14 protein-coding genes are annotated in these 14,414 nt (G+C 72.0%); 7 read left to right on the top strand and 7 right to left on the bottom strand.

What is annotated here, in order from left to right; translation table 11 throughout:
• Positions 1 to 11: 11 nt before the first annotated feature.
• Together AC07F0_RS32495 and AC07F0_RS32500 are read left to right on the top strand one after the other, a co-directional pair.
• Complete coding sequence (locus tag AC07F0_RS32495) at positions 12 to 1,094, top strand: Zn-dependent alcohol dehydrogenase (RefSeq protein WP_478983560.1); 1,083 nt, start codon at positions 12 to 14, stop codon at positions 1,092 to 1,094.
• A gap of 193 nt (positions 1,095 to 1,287) precedes the next feature.
• On the top strand, positions 1,288 to 2,673 hold the full coding sequence (locus AC07F0_RS32500; RefSeq protein ID WP_478983561.1) for an MFS transporter: 1,386 nt from the start codon (positions 1,288 to 1,290) through the stop codon (positions 2,671 to 2,673).
• On the opposite strand, the gene AC07F0_RS32505 is transcribed toward AC07F0_RS32500, so the two are convergent.
• The 3 genes from AC07F0_RS32505 to AC07F0_RS32515 form a co-directional block, all read right to left on the bottom strand.
• Positions 2,662 to 3,630: a DMT family transporter gene (locus AC07F0_RS32505; RefSeq protein WP_478983562.1), complete on the bottom strand. Its 969-nt coding sequence runs from the start codon at positions 3,628 to 3,630 to the stop codon at positions 2,662 to 2,664. The two genes, AC07F0_RS32500 and AC07F0_RS32505, sit on opposite strands and share 12 nt — an antisense overlap.
• Before the next feature lie 100 nt (positions 3,631 to 3,730).
• Positions 3,731 to 4,441 carry an ArsR/SmtB family transcription factor gene (locus tag AC07F0_RS32510; protein WP_478983563.1) on the bottom strand — a complete coding sequence of 237 codons (711 nt, stop codon included), beginning with the start codon at positions 4,439 to 4,441 and terminating at the stop codon, positions 3,731 to 3,733.
• A gap of 58 nt (positions 4,442 to 4,499) precedes the next feature.
• On the bottom strand, positions 4,500 to 5,141 hold the full coding sequence (locus AC07F0_RS32515; RefSeq protein WP_478983564.1) for a TetR/AcrR family transcriptional regulator: 642 nt from the start codon (positions 5,139 to 5,141) through the stop codon (positions 4,500 to 4,502).
• Between the two features lie 77 nt (positions 5,142 to 5,218).
• On the opposite strand from AC07F0_RS32515, the gene AC07F0_RS32520 reads away from it, so the two are divergent.
• The 3 genes from AC07F0_RS32520 (at position 5,219) to AC07F0_RS32530 (ending at position 7,428) form a co-directional block, all read left to right on the top strand.
• The gene (locus AC07F0_RS32520) at positions 5,219 to 6,370 is read left to right on the top strand and encodes an acyl-CoA dehydrogenase family protein (RefSeq protein ID WP_478983605.1); all 1,152 of its coding nucleotides are present in this window, start codon (positions 5,219 to 5,221) and stop codon (positions 6,368 to 6,370) included.
• 60 nt (positions 6,371 to 6,430) lie between these two features.
• The gene (locus AC07F0_RS32525) at positions 6,431 to 6,694 is read left to right on the top strand and encodes a YiaA/YiaB family inner membrane protein (RefSeq protein ID WP_478983565.1); all 264 of its coding nucleotides are present in this window, start codon (positions 6,431 to 6,433) and stop codon (positions 6,692 to 6,694) included.
• Between the two features lie 83 nt (positions 6,695 to 6,777).
• Positions 6,778 to 7,428, top strand: a complete 651-nt coding sequence (locus AC07F0_RS32530; protein ID WP_478983566.1) for a TetR/AcrR family transcriptional regulator — start codon at positions 6,778 to 6,780, stop codon at positions 7,426 to 7,428.
• Here the strand turns inward: AC07F0_RS32530 and AC07F0_RS32535 are convergent.
• Entirely contained in the window at positions 7,419 to 7,880 is a 462-nt protein-coding gene (locus AC07F0_RS32535; RefSeq protein ID WP_436730501.1) for a MaoC family dehydratase, read from the bottom strand. The two genes, AC07F0_RS32530 and AC07F0_RS32535, sit on opposite strands and share 10 nt — an antisense overlap.
• Before the next feature lie 109 nt (positions 7,881 to 7,989).
• On the opposite strand from AC07F0_RS32535, the gene soxR reads away from it, so the two are divergent.
• Positions 7,990 to 8,454, top strand: coding sequence for a redox-sensitive transcriptional activator SoxR (gene soxR, locus AC07F0_RS32540; protein WP_478983567.1), 465 nt, complete (start codon positions 7,990 to 7,992; stop codon positions 8,452 to 8,454).
• Positions 8,455 to 8,597: 143 nt separating this feature from the next.
• On the opposite strand, the gene AC07F0_RS32545 is transcribed toward soxR, so the two are convergent.
• Complete coding sequence (locus AC07F0_RS32545; protein ID WP_478983568.1) at positions 8,598 to 9,338, bottom strand: 3-keto-5-aminohexanoate cleavage protein; 741 nt, start codon at positions 9,336 to 9,338, stop codon at positions 8,598 to 8,600.
• 75 nt (positions 9,339 to 9,413) lie between these two features.
• Positions 9,414 to 10,016: a hypothetical protein gene (locus AC07F0_RS32550; RefSeq protein WP_478983569.1), complete on the bottom strand. Its 603-nt coding sequence runs from the start codon at positions 10,014 to 10,016 to the stop codon at positions 9,414 to 9,416.
• A gap of 263 nt (positions 10,017 to 10,279) precedes the next feature.
• On the opposite strand from AC07F0_RS32550, the gene AC07F0_RS32555 reads away from it, so the two are divergent.
• Positions 10,280 to 13,078, top strand: coding sequence for a penicillin acylase family protein (locus AC07F0_RS32555; RefSeq protein WP_478983570.1), 2,799 nt, complete (start codon positions 10,280 to 10,282; stop codon positions 13,076 to 13,078).
• 19 nt (positions 13,079 to 13,097) lie between these two features.
• On the opposite strand, the gene AC07F0_RS32560 is transcribed toward AC07F0_RS32555, so the two are convergent.
• Complete coding sequence (locus AC07F0_RS32560; RefSeq protein ID WP_478983571.1) at positions 13,098 to 14,414, bottom strand: serine-threonine protein kinase; 1,317 nt, start codon at positions 14,412 to 14,414, stop codon at positions 13,098 to 13,100.

Consider the following 14,414-nt stretch of genomic DNA (forward strand, 5'->3'; position numbering starts at 1 on the left):
TCCCTTCCGTCATGGCTGTCCGCGCCGCCGTCCTGCCCGCCGTCGGCTCCCCGCTGGAGATCACCGGCATCGACCTGCCCGACCCCGGGCCCGGCCAGGTCCGCGTCCGGCTCGCCGCCGCCGGGGTCTGCCACTCCGACCTGTCCCTGTCCAACGGCACCATGCGCGTGCCCGTCCCCGCCGTCCTCGGCCACGAGGGCGCCGGCACGGTCGTCGCCGTCGGCGACGGCGTCGGTCACGTCGCGCCCGGTGACGGGGTCGTCCTCAACTGGGCCCCGTCCTGCGGCAGCTGCCACGCCTGCTCGCTCGGCGAGGTCTGGCTGTGCGCCGACGCCCTGAGCGGCGCCGCCGACGTCTACGCCCGCACCACCGAGGGCACCGACCTCCACCCCGGCCTGAACGTCGCCGCGTTCGCCGAGGAGACGGTCGTCTCCGCGTCCTGCGTACTGCCCGCCCCGGACGGCGTCCCGCTCACCGACGCGGCCCTCCTCGGCTGCGCCGTCCTCACCGGCTACGGCGCCGTCCACCACTCGGCCCGCGTCCGGCAGGGCGAGACGGTCGCGGTGTTCGGCGTCGGGGGAGTGGGGCTCGCGGCCCTGCAGTCGGCCCGGATCGCGGGGGCCTCCAAGATCATCGCCGTGGACGTGTCCCCGGCGAAGGAGGAACTGGCGAGGACCGCCGGAGCCACCGACTACCTCGTCGCCTCCGACACCACGGCCAGGGAGATCCGCGGCCTCACCGGCAAGCAGGGCGTCGACGTGGCCGTCGAGTGCGCCGGCCGCGCGGTCACCATCCGCACGGCCTGGGACTCCACCCGGCGCGGCGGCCGCACCACGGTCGTCGGCATCGGCGGCAAGGACCAGAAGGTCACCTTCAACGCCCTGGAGATCTTCCACTGGGGCCGCACCCTCTCCGGCTGCGTCTACGGCAACTCCGACCCCGCGCAGGACCTCCCGGTCCTTGCCGATCACGTCCGGGCGGGCCGTCTGGACCTGACCGCCCTGGTGACCGAACGCATCTCCCTGGACGGCATCCCGGCGGCCTTCGAGAACATGCTGGCCGGCAAGGGCGGCCGCGCGCTGGTCGTCTTCTAGTCCGGTCCCACCCGCACCCCGGCCTCCGCGCGAGGCCGGGGTCCGAGGCATGCCCGGCCGCACACTGAGTGCCACGTACAGGCAAAAGTCCTGGTGTCCGACCCGTTGACGTCCATACCGTCCGGTCAGTACGTTCCCCGGACCATCGAGTCACCCCCCGTTCCGTCCCCGCACCCACCGGAGCGTGCACCGCATGGACACGGCCCCTTCCGCTCAGCCGCCTTCCGCCGAGCCGCACACCTCCACCGCGCCCGCCGCGGGCAACCGCCGCCGCGTCGCCACCGCAGCGGCCCTCGCCTCGGCCGTCGAGTGGTACGACTACTTCGTCTTCGGCATCGCCGCCGCCCTCGTCCTCGGCGACCTCTACTTCCCCGCCGGCAGCCCCAGCGCCGGCGTGCTGGCCTCCTTCGCCACGTTCGCCGTCGGCTTCCTCGCCCGCCCCCTCGGCGGCATCGTCGCCGGCCACCTCGGCGACAAGCGCGGCCGCAAGCCGATGCTGGTCCTCGCGCTCACGCTGATGGGCGTGGCCACCACCGGCATCGGCCTGCTGCCGACGTACGACACGATCGGCGTCGCCGCCCCGATCCTGCTCGTCCTGCTCCGCGTCGCGCAGGGCGTCGCCGTCGGCGCCCAGTGGGGCGGCGCGATGCTCCTGGCCACCGAGTACGCCCCGGAGGGCAAGCGCGGCGTCTACGGCAGTGTCGTCCAGCTCGGCGTCCCCATCGGCGTGGTGACCGCCAACACGGTCTTCCTGCTCGCCGGCGCGCTCACCACCGACTCGGCGTTCGCGGCCTGGGGCTGGCGCGTGCCGTTCCTGGTCGGCCTGCTCGTCCTCGCCCTCGCCTGGTACATCCACACCCGCGTCGAGGAGACCCCGGCGTTCCGGGAGGCCGAACGCGCCCTCGCGGAGCGGGAGAAGACCGAGCAGAGCTCGCCGCTGCGCACGATCCTGCGGGGCCACCTCGGCACGGTGCTCCTCGCCGGCGGCTCCTTCGCCGTGAACACCGCGACCTTCTACATCCTCATCACCGGCGTCCTCGACTACACGACCCGCGAGCTGGACATGAAGAAGGGCCCGGTGCTCATGGTCTCGCTCTGCGTCAGCCTCACCCAGCTCGTGCTGATCCCGGCCGCCGCCGCGCTCTCCGACCGCGTCGGCCGCATCCGGATCTACGCCTTCGGGGCGGCCGGCATCGCGCTGTGGGCCGTGCCGCTCTTCCTGCTGATCGACACCGGCTCGCTGCTGTGGCTCGCGGTCGGCACGTTCGTCGCCAGCTGCTTCCTGAGCATCATGTACGGCCCCCAGGCCGCGCTGTTCGCGGAGCTGTTCACGCCCGAGATGCGCTACACCGGCGCCTCCCTCGGCTACCAGATCGCGGCCGTCGCGGGCGGCGGCCTCGCCCCCTTCGTCATGGTGCTGCTGCTGGAGGCGACGGGCACCTCGATGGCGGTGTCCGGCTACATCATCGGCCTCTCGGTGATAGCGCTGCTCTCGATCAAGGTCCTCGCGGGCCGGGCGCGTGCGGCGGAACCCGAGACCGCGCCCGAGGCCAAGGCGGAAGCCGAGTCAGCGGGCTGAGCCCCCGGTCCGCTCGGGCCGGGGCTCCGGAACCGCTCCCGGATCCCCGGCCCGAGCCGCCGCCCGTGACCGCGACCGGGACACCGCGACACCCGCCAGGCACAGCACACCACCGGCGAGCGTGAGCAGTCCCGGCACCTCGCCGAGGAACAGCCAGGACATCAGGACGACCAGCGCGGGCGCCGCGTACGTCGTGGCGCCCATCCGGCTCGCGGTCGTCCGGGACAGCGCGTACGCCCACGTCGTGAAGGCCAGGGCGGTCGGGAAGACGCCCAGGTACACCATGTTGAGCGTCGCGGAGGCCGGCGCCTCGGCGGCCTCCTGGACGAGCTGCCCGGCGAACGGCAGACAGACCACCGCGCCGATCAGGCAGCCGAACGTCGTCACCTGCAACGGACTCGCCGTGCCCAGCGCCGGCTTCTGCGCGACGACACCGGCGGCGTACGTGACCGCCGCCAGCAGGCACAGCACCACCCCGAGCACCGAGGAACCGCCCTCACCGGACATCGACAGTCCCACGGTCACCGCACCGGTGAACGACACCGCCATCCCCGCCAGCAGCCGCGGCGGCATCGGATCGCCGAGCAGCCGGGCGCCCAGCAGCGCGATGAGGATCGGCCCGGTGTTCACGACCAGCGCGGCCGTACCCGCGTCGACCTGCTGCTCACCCCAGTTGAGGACGACCATGTAGACGCCGAACCACAGCAGGCCCGATATGGCGATCCCGCGCCAGGCCGAGCGCGGCGGCCACCCCTCCCGCCGCAGCAGACAGATCACCCCCAGCGTCAGCGACCCGGCCAGCAACCGCCCGAGCGCCAGCGCGCCCGGCGAGTACGCCTCCCCGGCGCTGCGGATCGAGACGAAGGCGGAAGCCCACAGCACGACGGTCACCGCGGCCGCGCCGGCGGCCAGCAGCTCGGCCCGGCGAGCGGGGCGGGGAGGGGTGTGGTTCATCATGATCCCGAGGCTAGGAGGGGAAAGGGGAGGGACGCTCGCGAATTTCGGACAGGGCTTCAGCGGCCCGTCGGATGGTGGGCTTGTCCGGTGAGGACCGGGGTCAGTGCAGCGCCGCGGCCTCCACGCCCAGCAGCTCGGACAGGGCCCGTTCACCGGCCGCCGTCACCTTCACGGCCCGCTCGGAGCCGATACGCACGCACCACCCCGTCTCCAGGGCGTGCCGGCACAGGGCAGCGCCCGCGACGCCCGCGAGATGGGGCCTGCGTTCGGTCCAGTCGAGACAGGCACGGGCCAAGGGGCGCCGGCCACGCCGGTCGAGGCCGATGCCGGCCGACTCGAACCACGCCAGCCCGGCGTCGGTGAGCGCGAACCCGGTCTCCTGTTGCAGCAGCCCGCGTGCCGTCAGCGCGTCCGTGACCGCGATGCCGAGCCGCCCGGCGAGATGGTCGTAGCAGGTGCGGCCCCGGGCCATCGCCGAACCGGCGCTGGACTCGCGCAGATTGCGCGGCCGTACCGGCCTGTCCGGTACGACCTGTGCCGCCAGGTCCTCCACCAGCTGCGCGACCCGCGCGTCGGCCAGCCGGACGTACCGGTGCCGGCCCTGCCGCTCCTCGGCGAGCAGCCCGCCCGCGACGAGCCTGCCGAGGTGCTCGCTCAGCGTCGACGCGGCGACACGCGCGTGCCGCGCCAGTTCGCCCGCGGTCCAGGCCCGCCCGTCGAGCAGCGCCAGCAGGCACGCGGCCCGGGTCTCGTCCGCGAACAGCGCGGCGAGCCGGGCCAGAGCCGTGGCCTGCGGGTCCCTCGTCGTCATGTCCCCAGCATGGAACACGGACACTTCGGCCGCCGCCGAAGGGTCCCGCCGCCTCGTGCTACGGGGCCCGCCGCACCTGCTCGTACTGCCGGGCCAGCCCGTCCAGCAGGGCCGTCAGCCCGGTCTCGAAGGCCCGCTCGTCGATCTTCTCCTGCTGCTCGGCGAGGAGATGGGCCTGCTGGAGATGCGGGTAGTCCGCGGGGTCGTAGGCGCTCGCGTCGTCCACGAAGCCCCCGGCGAAGGAACCGAGCGCGGAGCCCATGACGAAGTAACGCATCAGGGCGCCGATGGACGTGGCCTGCGCCGGCGGCCAGCCCGCCTCGACCATCGCGCCGTAGACGGCGTCCGCCAGGCGCAGCCCGGCCGGGCGGCGGCCGGGGCCGCGGGCCAGCACCGGGACGATGTTCGGGTGGTCGCGCAGTGCGGCCCTGTAGGAGACGGCCCAGTCCTGCAACGCGGTCCGCCAGTCCCGGCCGTCCTGGAACATCGTCAGGTCCACCTGGCCGCTCACCGAGTCGGCCACCGCCTCCAGGATCTCGTCCTTGGTGCGGAAGTGGTTGTAGAGCGAGGGCCCGCTGACCCCGAGTTCCGCGGCGAGCCGGCGGGTGGAGACGGCCGCGAGGCCCTCCGCGTCCACGAGCGCGCGGGCCGTCTCGACGATCCGGTCGGTGCTGAGCAGGGGCTTGCGCGGTCGGGCCATGGCGCACATAGTAGGGCTGCCGAGGGAAACTAGCAGTGCTAATTTAAATGTACGGTTTTCAAGTGGAGTGGCTTGTGGTGAACCTGGAGCTCAGCGAGGAGCAGACCGCCGTACGGCAGCTCGCCCGGGACTTCGTCGAGCGCGAGATCGCCCCGAACGCCGTCGCCTGGGACCGCGCCGAGGAAGTCGACCGCGCGATCGTCGAGAAGCTCGGCGAGGTCGGCTTCCTGGGCCTGACGATCGACGAGGAGTACGGCGGCTCCGGCGGCGACCACCTCGCGTACTGCCTGGTCACGGAGGAACTCGGCCGGGGCGACTCGTCCGTGCGCGGGATCGTCTCCGTCTCGCTGGGGCTCGTCGCGAAGACCGTCGCCGCCTGGGGGAGCGAGGAGCAGAAGCGGCACTGGCTGCCGCGGCTCACGTCCGGTGAGTCGGTCGGCTGCTTCGGCCTGACCGAGCCGGGCACGGGCTCGGACGCGGGCAACCTCGCGACGCGGGCGGTGCGGGACGGCGACGACTACGTCATCAACGGCACCAAGATGTTCATCACCAACGGCACCTGGGCCGACGTCGTCCTGCTCTTCGCCCGCTCCACCGACGCCCCCGGCCACAAGGGTGTCTCCGCCTTCCTGGTCCCCACCGGCACGCCCGGCCTGACGCGCCGCACGATCCACGGGAAGCTGGGGCTGCGCGGCCAGGCAACGGCCGAGCTCGTGCTGGAGGACGTGCGGGTGCCCGCCGCGGCGCTGCTGGGGGAGGAGGGCAAGGGCTTCTCGGTCGCCATGTCCGCCCTCGCCAAGGGCCGGATGTCGGTCGCCGCGGGCTGTGTCGGCATAGCCCAGGCCGCGCTGGACGCGGCCGTGCGGTACGCGGGCGAGCGCGAGCAGTTCGGCAAGACCATCGCCCGTCACCAGCTGGTCCAGGAACTGATCAGCGACATCGCCGTGGACGTCGACGCCGCGCGGCTGCTGACCTGGCGGGTCGCCGACCTGATCGACCGCGGCCGGCCGTTCGCCGTCGAGTCGTCCAAGGCCAAGCTGTTCGCCTCGGAGGCGGCCGTCCGCGCCGCCAACAACGCGCTCCAGGTGTTCGGCGGCTACGGCTACATCGACGAGTACCCCGCGGGCAAGCTGCTGCGGGACGCCCGCGTGATGACCCTCTACGAGGGCACGAGCCAGATCCAGAAGCTGGTCATCGGGCGTGCGCTGACGGGGGTCTCGGCGTTCTGAGTACCCCCCTGAGTACTTCAGCGGATGTGGCGCGGGCCACGTCCGCCGGAAGCTTCCTCCATGAGTGACATACCGGGCAGCAAGCAGAACACGGCCGCCTTCTACGGTCAGGCCGTCGCCTCCTTCGCCGTCGCCATGGCGGCCACCGCGATCGGCATCTACCAGCTGAGCGCCGACGCCTGGGTGCGGGGCTTCCTCGCCATCGCCGTCCTGTACCTGGTCACCTCCTCCTTCACCCTCGCCAAGGTGATCCGGGACCGGCAGGAGGGACCGGCCGGGACGGCGGGGGCGGCGCCCACGTACAGCCCCTACGAGAAGCACTGAGCGGGCGCACCGGGCGGTCTCACTAAGCGCTCGCTCACCTTCGGCGGTATGGTGTTGTCCCTGTCGGTGGAGAGGGGCGAGTGATGAGTACGGCGGAGGAGACGGCCGGCGGCGAGGCGCAGCCGTGGGGCGAGGTCACGCCCGACGCGGCGCGACGGCTGCTGATCGCCGCGGTGGAGGCCTTCGCCGAGCGCGGGTACCACGCCACGACGACCCGGGACATCGCGGGTCGCGCCGGGATGAGCCCGGCCGCGCTCTACATCCACTACAAGACCAAGGAAGAGCTGCTGCACCGCATCAGCAGGATCGGGCACGAGAAGGCCCTGGAGATCCTGCGGACGGCGTCACGGCGGGAGGGCACCGCCCGTGAGCGCCTGGCGGGTGCGGTCAGCTCCTTCGTCCGCTGGCACGCCGGCGGACGCACCACCGCCCGGGTCGTCCAGTACGAGCTGGACTCGCTCGGCCCGGACGCCCGTGACGAGATCCTCGCGCTGCGGCGGCAGTGTGACGCCCAGGTGCGGGGGATCATCGAGGACGGCGTCGCGGCCGGTGAGTTCGACGTGCTGGACGTGCAGGGCACGACCCTGGCTGTTCTCTCGCTCTGCATCGACGTGGCCCGTTGGTTCAATGTCAACGGGCCCTGGACGCCGGACGAGGTCGGCGCGTTGTACGCCGACCTCGTCCTGCGGATGGTGGGGGATGGCGGAGCGGCGGCCCGCCGAGGTCAGAAGTAGTAGCGGGCGACGGACTCGGCGACGCAGACGGGCTTGTCGCCGCCCTCGCGTTCCACGGTGAAGGCGACGGTCACCTGGACGCCGCCGGGGACGTCGTCGACGGCGCTGATGGCCGCGGTGGCGCGGAGCCGGGAGCCGACGGGGACGGGAGAGGGGAAACGGACCTTGTTCGTCCCGTAGTTGACGCCCATCTTCACGCCCTCGACGGAGATCAGCTGCGGTCCGAAGAGGGGGAGCAGCGACAGGGTGAGATAGCCGTGGGCGATGGTGGTGCCGAAGGGGCCCGCGGCGGCCTTCTCCGGGTCGACGTGGATCCACTGGTGATCGCCGGTGGCCTCCGCGAAGAGATCGATCCGCTTCTGGTCGATGTCGAGCCAGTCGGTGTACCCCAGTTGCTCGCCCACCGCCGCCTTCAGGTCGTCGACGGACGTGAAGATCCTCGGCTGTGCCATGTCCCGGCCTCTCGCGTCAGGAAGTCTGCGTGCGCTTGAATCTCTAAGCGACTGCTTAGCATGGTCGGCTCCGGGGGGCCGTGTCAACGGACTGGGTAGGGTTCGAGGGGTGCCCCAGATTTCAGAGAAGATCCACGAGCTCACGGTCGGCCAGCTGGCGGCGCGCAGCGGGGCCGCCGTTTCCGCCCTGCACTTCTACGAGTCCAAAGGCCTGATCAGCAGTCGCCGGACCGCCGGCAACCAGCGCCGCTACGCGCGGGACGCGCTGCGCAGGGTGGCCTTCATCCGGGCCGCGCAACGGGTCGGCATTCCGCTGGCGACGATCCGCGAGGCGCTGGCGCAGCTTCCCGAGGAGCGGACGCCGACCCGGGAGGACTGGGCGCGTCTGTCCGAGACCTGGCGCTCGGAACTGGACGAACGCATCAAGCAGCTGAACCGCCTCCGCGACCACCTCACCGACTGCATCGGCTGCGGCTGCCTCTCCCTCGACACATGCGTCCTGTCCAACCCGGGCGACGCCTTCGGTGAACGCCGTGCGGGCTCACGCCTGCTGGTGGACAGGGGGCGGGCGTAGCGCCTGCGGCCGGCTGCGGGCCGGGGTCGCGCCGGGGGCCTGCTTGGCCGCGGGCAGTCGTGCCTCCCCCAGTGCCTCAAGGGCCTGGGAGGTGCCCCCAGCGCAGCGGCAACCGTTCCGCCGGGCTGCGGAACCACCGGGCCTCAGTGACCACGCCGAGCACCCCGCCGACCCGCCTCGTACTCCACCCACCCCGCCGTAACCAGCTCCGCGTTGGACCCGGCCCGCCTCCCATCCGGCAGGACCAGCACATCCTCCACCCCGACCCGCGTCGCCAAGCCCAGCTCGCCCGCAAGCCGCAGCACGGGCCACGCACCCCCGTCCTCCCCGTGCAGCAGCACAGGACGCCCATGGGCGGTACCAAGGTCGGACAACAATCCCCGCGCAGAGGCCACCGCACTGGAAGGGGCCGTGTCCGTCACCTCGGCCAGGACCCGCAGCACCTTCGGCCCCAGCGGCGACCGCACGAACCGCTCCGCACCGTCCGTCCCGGACCAGATGCCGGCCTCCACACCCACCCCGCGATCCAAGAGCAGGCCGGCAACCTCCTCCGCGCCGGGCTCATGCCAGTTGACCGACGCGTGGTCGGGCAGAACGGTCCAGCTCCGTATCCGCTCCAGCCGGGCGGCAGGATCCGGCTCGGCCCACGCCCCCGTGGTCACACCCACCGGCACCCGCACCCGCGAGCGAATCGCCGACAGCGTCCGCGCGAGCACCCTCGGCGACAACGTGTCCCGCCCGCACGGCGTCTTGGGATGGACATGGATGTCCGTGGCCCCGGCCGCGACGGCGCCGACGGCGGAATCGGCCATGGACTCGGGCGTCAGCGGCACCGCCGTACCGTCGGCGGCGGTCCGCGGACCGTTCAGACATACCTGCACCATGTCGACGATGGTGTCAGGACCCACTGACAGTGGGGGTGCGGCATCCCCGGCGCACCCCCCGCGCACCCGCATTCGTCAAGCCGACACCAACAGCCTCGCCCGCCTGGCGTCCGCCAGGGCTTCGGGCGTGAGCACCGGACGCGGTACGAGAATTCCGCAGTCCGTGCAGACCGGACCCGCCGAGGGCTCGTGGTCCAGGTCGTACTTCCAGGCGAGTTGCTCCCCGCCGCACACCGGGCACGTCGAGCCCGGTTCGCGCTCCAGCGCGGCGATCAGCCGGCGCAGCACCTCGGCCAGCGGTTCACGGGGATGGACCGCCGGATCGTCGCACCACGCCACGCCGAAACCACCCCAGGTCAGCCGGTGCCAGTCGTCCACACTGCCCGGCCGGCGCAGTCCGTCGTGCTTCTCCTTCTTGCGGCGCTCGGCGAACTCGACCTCGTAGGCCAGCCAGACCGCCCGCGCCTCCTCCAGTTCGTCCAGTGCGGCCACGAGCCGCACCGGATCGGGGGACCGGTCCTCGGGACCGAACCCGGCCCGGGAACACAGATGGTCCCAGGTCGCCCTGTGCCCGTAAGGGGCGAACCTCTCAAGGCACTTGCGCAGCGAATAGCGCCGCAGTGCCAGATCGCACCGCGGATCGCGGACCTGTCTCGCCAGACTCCGGAAACCGGCCATCGTCCTGCACCTCCGTCACACCTGCACCTAATCCGGTCACTTCGGCGTCGTCGTAAGGACGTCGCCGAATAGACGTATCGACAAGCGAATCGGCTCCATCCGATTTCAAATGGCCTCCATAAGCGGTCCGACGAGGCCCCGAGTCGACTGCCGTGGTCCGTGTGCCTGTTGTGCTGGCTCCAAAAAGTGACGCCTGTTCATCTTCAATCCCGGGGATACCGGCGGTAACATCCCGCCCACCCCCGTCGGGAGGAGCCCCCCACATGCCACGGCGTAACCCACGCACCGTTCTCGACAGGATGAGAACTCCCCGCGGAATCCCCGGGTTCCTGAAGACCGCATCGGTATGCGCGCTGATAGCGGGTCTTTTGTCGCCACTGTCACAGGCGGCCGCCTCGGAGACGGGGACGGCGCAGGGCACGGCGGTGGCGAACGACCACTGCGGCAACCAGTGTTCGGACATCCTCCCGCCCGGCCAGAACGGCAACGCCACCCTGGCCCAGGTCCTCCTGAACCAGGCCTTCGGGACCCAGCCCGAGCACGCCGAGGACCAGCTCGGGCCCTATGCCAACCTCGCCAAGGGCTACACCGGGCTCACCAACGACAAGATCAACAACTTCTTCAACGACGCGTCGTTCGGGGTCCCGGCGGATCAGGTCGCCTCCACCGTCAAACCCGCCGGACGCGGTGACGTGACGATCGTCCGGGACAAGAAGACCGGCGTGCCGCACATCACCGGCACCACCCGGTACGGCACGGAGTTCGGGGCCGGCTACGCCGCCGCCCAGGACCGGCTGTGGCTGATGGACGTCTTCCGGCACGTCGGACGTGGTCAGGTGACCTCCTTCGCGGGCGGCGCGCCCTCCAACCAGGGCCTGGAACAGCAGTTCTGGCGGCACGCGCCCTACAGCGAGGCCGATCTCCAAGCACAGATCGACAACGCCGTCGCCACCAACGGCGAGCGCGGCAGGCAGGCCCTGGCCGACGCCCGCGCCTACCTCGACGGCATCAACGCCTACATCGACGCCTCCGACAGCGGCCGGTACTTCCCCGGTGAGTACGTCCTCACCGGGCACAAGGACTCAGTCACCAACGCCGGGAAGATCGAGCGCTTCAAGATCACCGACATGGTGGCGCTGGGATCCGTCATCGGCGCGCTGTTCGGCTCGGGCGGAGGCGGCGAGGTCAACAACGCGCTCTCCCTGCTCGCCGCCCAGGAGAAGTACGGCGTGGCGGAGGGGACAAAGGTCTGGGAGTCCTTCCGCGAGCGCAACGACCCGGAGGCCGTCCTCACCGTCCACGACGGCAGCTTCCCGTACGCGACCAAGCCGGACGACCCGCAGGGCACGGCCGTGCCGGACGCCGGGTCGGTGAAGCCGGAGCCGCTCGTCTACGACCGCACCGGCAGCGCGGCCACGGCCAGTGCCACCGGCGTGTCCGGCGAGGCGGCCAAGTCGGCCCTGTCGTCCGCCAAGCGCGGCATGTCCAACGCCCTCGTGGTCAGCGGCGAGCACACCGCCAGCGGCCACCCGGTCGCCGTGTTCGGCCCGCAGACCGGCTACTTCGCGCCCCAGTTGCTGCTCCTCCAGGAGCTCCAGGGCCCGGGCATCAGCGCCCGCGGCGCCTCCTTCGCGGGCCTGAGCATGTACGTCGAACTCGGCCGCGGCCAGGACTACTCGTGGAGCGCCACCACCTCCGGCCAGGACATCATCGACACGTTCGCCGTCGAACTGTGCCAGGACGACCACCACTACCTGTACCGCGGCACCTGCACGCCGATGGAGAAGATCGAGCAGAAGAACGCCTGGAAGCCGACGGTCGCCGACGGCACCGCGGCCGGCTCGTACACGATGCGCGTGTGGCGCACGAAGTACGGACCCGTCGAGTACCGCGCCACGGTCGGCGGCAAGAAGGTCGCCTACACCACCCTGCGCTCGTCCTTCATGCACGAGGCCGACTCCATCATCGGCTTCCAGATGCTGAACGACCCGGACTACGTGAAGGGCCCCGAGTCGTTCCAGAAGGCGGTGCAGCACATCAACTACACCTTCAACTGGTTCTACGCCGACTCCGAGCACACGGCGTACTACAACAGCGGTGACAACCCGGTGCGCGCGAACGGCGTGGACGCCGAGTTCCCGGTGTGGGCCCGGCCGGCGTACGAGTGGCGCGGCTGGGACCCGGCGACCAACACGGCCGACTACACCCCGCCCTCCGCCCACCCCCACTCCATCGACCAGGACTACTACATCTCCTGGAACAACAAGCAGGCCAAGGACTACACGACCGCGCCCTGGGGCAACGGCTCCGTGCACCGCGGCAACCTGCTGGAGGACCGGGTGAAGAAGCTGGTCGAGCAGGGCGGGGTGACCAGGGCCTCGCTGGTGAAGGCCATGGCCGACGCGGCCACGGCCGACCTGCGGGCGGAGGACGTCCTGCCCAAGCTGCTGAAGGCCGTGAACAGTTCGCCGGTCACCGACCCCACCGCCGCGGCCGCCGTGAGCAAGCTCCAGGCGTGGGTCGCCGCGGGCGGCAAGCGCACGGAGACCTCGGCCGGATCCCAGAAGTACGCCGACGCCGACGCGATCCGCATCCTGGATGCCTGGTGGCCGCTGCTGGTGAAGGCCGAGTTCGAACCGGGCCTCGGCAGCGAGCTGTTCGGGGCGATGACCGCCAACCTGCCCGTCGACGAGTCCCCGTCGGCCTCGCACGGCCCGACCGGGTCGCACGCCGGAAGCTCCTTCCAGTACGGCTGGTGGAGCTACGTCGACAAGGACATCCGGGCCGTGCTCGGCGAGCAGGTGCGCGGGCCGCTGGCCCGCGAGTACTGCGGCGGCGGAGACCTCGGCGCCTGCCGTGACACCCTCGTCGGCACCCTGAAGGAGGCGGCCGGCAAGACCGCGGCCCAGGTCTACCCCGGCGACGACCAGTGCTCGGCGGGCGACCAGTGGTGCGCCGACTCCGTCATCCACCGCACCCTCGGCGGCATCAAGCACGGCAAGATCAGCTGGCAGAACCGGCCGACCTACCAGCAGGTCGTGGAGTTCACCTCACACCGGTGACCCAGGCGCGGGCGGCGGGTCAGCGGATACGGCCCGCCGCCAGCACCAGCCGGGCCAGTTCCTCGTGCAGGATGTCGCTGTGCGCGCCGGCGGGCGGGCCACCGCGTCTGACCACCGCCGCCGCGTCCACGTTCACGCACCCCGAGCCGGGCAGCTTCGCCCGCAGGGCCTCGGCGAGGGTGTACGCGCGCGTGCCCGGCACCGCCTGCACCCCGTCGTAGCCCATCGCACCCCACTTGGCGCCCAGGGCCCGCCCCATGTCGAGGCCGGCGACCGACCGGCTGTCGCCCGCCATGCGGGAAGCCAGCGGATACATCGTGCCCAGGGCCGAGTCGTGCCGGGAGTGGCAGCACACCACCGGACCGTCGACGCGGTTCTGCTGCCCCTGGAGCACCCCTCCGGCGCGCGCGTCGTGCGGCAGCCGGGCCGCGAACGCGTAGTGCGAGAACGCCCCTTGGAGCAGCGTCACCGACTTCACCGTACGCACGCCCTCGGGGAGGCCGCGCAGCGCGAACGACACCAGCCGCGCGCCGAAACTGTGCCCCACGAGATGCACGCGCACGTCCGGCGCCGCCTTCGCGAGCTGCCCGACGACCCGGCCGAGACCGCGCTCGCCGACGGTTCCCGCACGCCGTTTCATCGCGTAGTACGTCGCCTGCCGCAGCAACTCCTGCGCTCCCTCCCATGGGTTGGGCAGGCCGAACCCCGCCCGCCCTCCGGACGCGTCGAGCTCCGCCAGCGCCCGCGCGAACTCCTCGCAGGCCGCCGCCGAGGAGCCGGCCAGCATCTCCGGCTCGCTCTGCGGCACGCCCTCCGCCACCGTGTCCGCCGCGAACAGCGCCTGCGGCCCGGGCGCCACCACCTCCACGAGCAGCCGCACCAGCCGCCCGAACTCCTCCAGTTCGGCCTCCTCCGGCGGCTGCTGCTCCAGCAGCCGGGCGATCTGCTCGACCAGGATCGCCCGGCCCGGGAAGGACTCCAGCAACGCGTGCCGCGTGCCCTTGTCGAGCACCGGCCGCCGGGGGAGCTCGGCCGCCACGGCCCGCGGGAAGTCCGGGATCGGTTCGTCGGAGAACCGCATCGCCGGCCACAGCACCCCGACGTATCCGATCCGGGCGGCCGGGGCCAGCCGCGGAATCGGCGCGAGGAAGCTGTCGTAGAGCCGGGTCGCACCCGAGCGGTCGTTGTTCCAGCCGTGCGCGAAGACGATCAGGTCGCGCACCTTCCGTTCGGACACCCCGGCGAGCAGCCGGTCGCGCGGGCGGCCCGCCGGGTCCCCGTCCGCGTCGAAGGTCAGCTCCCAGTAGGGACTCACACTCAACGCCGGATCCGCCAT

The sequence above is a fragment of the Streptomyces sp. NPDC045955 genome (genome assembly GCF_056430805.1).

Coding starts and splice junctions, on each gene's coding strand:
- AC07F0_RS32515 (WP_478983564.1), bottom strand. CDS start 5,141: ATGGCCCGACCGCGCAAGCCCCTGCTCAGCACCGACCGGATCGTCGAG.
- AC07F0_RS32555 (WP_478983570.1), top strand. CDS start 10,280: ATGCCACGGCGTAACCCACGCACCGTTCTCGACAGGATGAGAACTCCC.
- AC07F0_RS32525 (WP_478983565.1), top strand. CDS start 6,431: ATGAGTGACATACCGGGCAGCAAGCAGAACACGGCCGCCTTCTACGGT.
- AC07F0_RS32535 (WP_436730501.1), bottom strand. CDS start 7,880: ATGGCACAGCCGAGGATCTTCACGTCCGTCGACGACCTGAAGGCGGCG.
- AC07F0_RS32510 (WP_478983563.1), bottom strand. CDS start 4,441: ATGACGACGAGGGACCCGCAGGCCACGGCTCTGGCCCGGCTCGCCGCG.
- AC07F0_RS32530 (WP_478983566.1), top strand. CDS start 6,778: ATGAGTACGGCGGAGGAGACGGCCGGCGGCGAGGCGCAGCCGTGGGGC.
- AC07F0_RS32545 (WP_478983568.1), bottom strand. CDS start 9,338: ATGGTGCAGGTATGTCTGAACGGTCCGCGGACCGCCGCCGACGGTACG.
- AC07F0_RS32500 (WP_478983561.1), top strand. CDS start 1,288: ATGGACACGGCCCCTTCCGCTCAGCCGCCTTCCGCCGAGCCGCACACC.
- AC07F0_RS32505 (WP_478983562.1), bottom strand. CDS start 3,630: ATGATGAACCACACCCCTCCCCGCCCCGCTCGCCGGGCCGAGCTGCTG.
- AC07F0_RS32550 (WP_478983569.1), bottom strand. CDS start 10,016: ATGGCCGGTTTCCGGAGTCTGGCGAGACAGGTCCGCGATCCGCGGTGC.
- AC07F0_RS32560 (WP_478983571.1), bottom strand. CDS start 14,414: ATGGCGGATCCGGCGTTGAGTGTGAGTCCCTACTGGGAGCTGACCTTC.
- AC07F0_RS32495 (WP_478983560.1), top strand. CDS start 12: ATGGCTGTCCGCGCCGCCGTCCTGCCCGCCGTCGGCTCCCCGCTGGAG.